Here is a 3,554-nt window from a genome sequence, read left to right as displayed (position 1 = left end):
GGAGAAGCAGATCGTCCCCCCGGAGTGACAGACGCCAGGGCCGTATCCGGGACTCCCCGAAAGGGGTCCGGGACACGGCCCTGGCGTCGTGCGTCGTGCGTCGTGAGGTGAGGCCGGCCGACCGTGGCTGCGGTCAGGAGGTCTCGTCTGCCGGGTTCTCGTCTGCCGGAGTCTCCTCTTCCGAGGATGCCTCCGCCGAGCTCTTCTCCGCCGAGGTCTCCTCTTCCGAGGACGCCTCGTTCGGCTCCCCGGTCGCCTCGCTCGGCTCCGCGCTCATGGTGAGCGCCGGGTCGAGCACTATGTCCTCCTCGCGCGCCTCGACCGACGGCTCCTCCGGGAAGTGGCACGCCGTCAGGTGGCCGGAGGCGCTGCCGCCGAGCTGGATCAGCGGCGGCTCCTGCTCCGCGCAGAGGTCCTGCGCCTTCCAGCAGCGGGTGCGGAAGCGGCAGCCGGACGGCGGGTTGATCGGCGAGGGCACGTCACCGGCCAGCCGGATGCGCTCGCGGCCCTTGTCGTCCGGGTCCGCCTCCGGCGCCGCGGACAGCAGCGCGTGGGTGTACGGGTGGCGCGGCTTGGTGTAGATCGAGTCGCGGTCGCCGATCTCCACGATCTTGCCCAGGTACATCACCGCGATGCGCTGCGAGAAGTGCCGCACGATCGCCAGGTCGTGCGCGATGAAGAGGAACGCGATGCCGAGTTCCTTCTGCACCTTCTGCAGCAGGTTCACCACCTGCGCCTGGATGGAGACGTCCAGCGCGGAGACCGGCTCGTCGGCCACGATCAGCTTCGGGTTCACCGACAGCGCGCGGGCCACGCCGATGCGCTGCCGCTGGCCGCCGGAGAACTCGTGCGGGAAGCGGTTGTAGTGCTCGGGGTTGAGGCCGACGATCTCCAGCAGCTCGCGGACCCGCTTCTCCCGGCCCCCGGTCGGGTTGATCTCGTTGATCTCCATCGGCGCGGAGATGATGCTGCCGACCGTCTGCCGCGGGTTGAGCGAGGCGTACGGGTCCTGGAAGATCATCTGGATCTCGGACCTGATCGGCGCCAGCTGCCTGCGGGAGGCGTGCGTGATGTCCTGGCCGGCGTAGGTCAACTGGCCCGCGGTCGGCTCCAGCAGCCGCGTCACCAGCCGTCCGGTGGTGGACTTGCCGCAGCCGGACTCGCCGACCATGCCCAGGGATTCGCCCTGGGCGATGTGGAAGTCGACGCCGTCGACCGCCCGTACGTCCCCGACCCGGCGCTGGAAGATGAAGCCGCCGTTGATCGGGAAGTACTTCTGGAGGCCCTTGACCTCAAGGAGCGTTTCCCCGGACTTCTGCTGCGGCGTCGGGACCTGGTCCAGGGTCTGCTGTTCACTCATGCTGATTCCTCGGATATCCCGGTCAGCGCAACCGCGGTTGGATCTGCTCATTGAAGATGTCGTGTTTCTGCTCCGGCGTGAGGTGGCACGCCGCGCCCCGTCCCGGTGGCAGCACCGGTCGTTCGGTGCTGCACAGGCCGCCCGGCACCTGGTCGGTGAAAGCGCACCGGGTGTGGAACGGGCAGCCCGGGGGCGGGTTGAGCAGGCTGGGGGGCGAGCCCGGGATGGGCATGAGCGGGACGTCGACGGACGCCGACAGCCGCGGGATCGAGCCCAGCAGGCCCCAGGCATAGGGGTGCTCGGGGTTCTTGAGGATGTCACGGGTGGTGCCGCGCTCCACCGCGCGACCCGCGTACATCACCACGACGTCATCGGCGGTGTTGGCGATGACCCCCAGGTCGTGGGTGATCAGGATGATCGCGGTGCCGGTCTCCTGCTGGAGGTCCTTGAGCAGATCGAGGATCTGCGCCTGGACCGTCACGTCGAGCGCCGTGGTCGGCTCGTCGGCGATCACCAGGTCGGGGTCGCAGACCAGCGCCATGGCGATCATCGCGCGCTGCCGCATGCCGCCGGAGAACTGGTGCGGGTAGTCGTCGACCCGCGTGATCGGCTGCGGGATGCCGACTCGGGTGAGCATCTCGATGGCCCGCTGCTTGGCCTCGCGCCGGGACGCGCCGGTGTGCTTCATGAACGGCTCGGCGATCTGCCGTCCGACCGTGTAGTACGGCGACAGGGCGGTCAGCGAGTCCTGGAAGACCATGGACATCTTCTTGCCGCGCAGTCGCTCCAGCGACCTCTCCGAGGCGCCGATGAGCTCCTGCCCGTCGAGCTGGATCGAGCCGGTGACGGTGGTGTTGCGCGGGTTGTGCAGCCCGAGTACCGCCAGGTTCGTCACCGACTTGCCGGAGCCGGACTCGCCCACGATGCCCAGGGTCTTGCCCCGGTCGAGGTCGAAGGAGAGCCCGTCCACCGCCTTCACGGTGCCGTCCTCGGTGGCGAACTGCACGAACAGGTCGCGTACCGAGAGGAAGTGCTCGGTGTCCTGCGGCGCGGGTTCGGCCTCGGACTTCGTCAGGATGGTCACGGCGGGTTCTCCTACCGGGTGGTGCGTGGCTGGCGGGGGGCGGCTGCCATGGTCATGAGAGCCTGATCCGCGGGTCGATGGTTGCGTAGACGGCGTCCACGACAATGTTGAAGATCACGATCGAGGAGGCGCTGACCAGCATGACGGCCATCTCCATCGGCAGGTCCAACTTCGTCACCGCACCGACCGCGAGGGTACCCAGGCCGTGCAGGTTGAAGGTCGCCTCGGTGATGATCGCGCCACCGAAGACGCTGCCGAGGTCGATGCCGAAGATGGTGATGATCGACGCGGCCGCTCCGCGCAACGCGTAGCGGTAGAAGACGTATTTCGATCCCATGCCCTTGGCCCGGGCGGTTCTGATGTGGTCCTCGCTCATCTGTTCCACCATCAGCGACCGTGTCTGCCGACTGTAGTTGGACCAGAAGATGACCGACATCACCAGACACGGCAGGATCAGGCCGTTGAGTGAGGCGAGGGGATGGGAGCCCCAGGTGGGGTCCGATCCGTTTTTCAACCAGCCGAGGTTGTTGACGAGCAGGGCGATCGCCAGCGGGCCGATGAAGTAGATCTGCACCGAGTTGCCGAGCAGCGAGATCGAGCTGGCGAGGCGGTCGGTGGCCTTGCCCTGCCGCCACGCGGAGAGCAGGCCCAGGCCGACGCCGATGATCAGGAAGGCGGCCGAGCCGCCGATCGCCAGCGAGAGCGTGGTGGGGTAGCGGTCCTTCAGCTCCGGCCAGATGAGCTGGCCGTCGGCGAAGGAGTAGCCGAAACACGGTGCCGGGCACTTCTGCCCGTCGGGCATGGTGCGCCCGGTGAAGATGCCCTCCATGAAGTGCCAGTACTGGGCGTAGATGGGCTGGTCAAGACCCATCCGCACCTTGATGGCGTGTACCACGTCGGGGTTGGCGCAGTTCTTCCCGCAGGCGAGCTGGGCGGGGTTGGCGGGCAGGACGAAGAACAGGAAGTACGTGACGGCGCTGATGGCCAACAAGATCACGATCGCGCCCAGAACGCGGCGTGACAGGAAACGGAGCATCGGGAGGCTCTTCCGTAGGGGGCGCGGGCGCTGGCCGCGCGGTCAGATCCGGGCGGCCGGCCCCGAAGGATGAT

General features: G+C 68.0%; 3 protein-coding genes. All 3 read right to left on the bottom strand.

The features are described from left to right. Positions 1-133: 133 nt before the first annotated feature. From AC13HU_RS34235 to AC13HU_RS34225, 3 genes are read right to left on the bottom strand one after another with little or no spacing between them, the layout of a single operon-like run. Positions 134-1,360, bottom strand: coding sequence for an ABC transporter ATP-binding protein (locus AC13HU_RS34235; protein WP_483045889.1), 1,227 nt, complete (start codon positions 1,358-1,360; stop codon positions 134-136). A 22-nt stretch (positions 1,361-1,382) separates the two neighbouring features. After that, the gene (locus tag AC13HU_RS34230; protein ID WP_483045888.1) at positions 1,383-2,444 is read right to left on the bottom strand and encodes an ABC transporter ATP-binding protein; all 1,062 of its coding nucleotides are present in this window, start codon (positions 2,442-2,444) and stop codon (positions 1,383-1,385) included. Between the two features lie 52 nt (positions 2,445-2,496). After that, positions 2,497-3,480, bottom strand: a complete 984-nt coding sequence (locus tag AC13HU_RS34225; RefSeq protein ID WP_483045887.1) for an ABC transporter permease — start codon at positions 3,478-3,480, stop codon at positions 2,497-2,499. Positions 3,481-3,554: the final 74 nt, after the last annotated feature.

The sequence above is a fragment of the Streptomyces sp. NH27 genome, assembly GCF_056859195.1.
The sequence above is the reverse complement of the archived record's forward strand: the minus strand, read 5'-3'. Positions and strand labels throughout refer to the sequence as shown.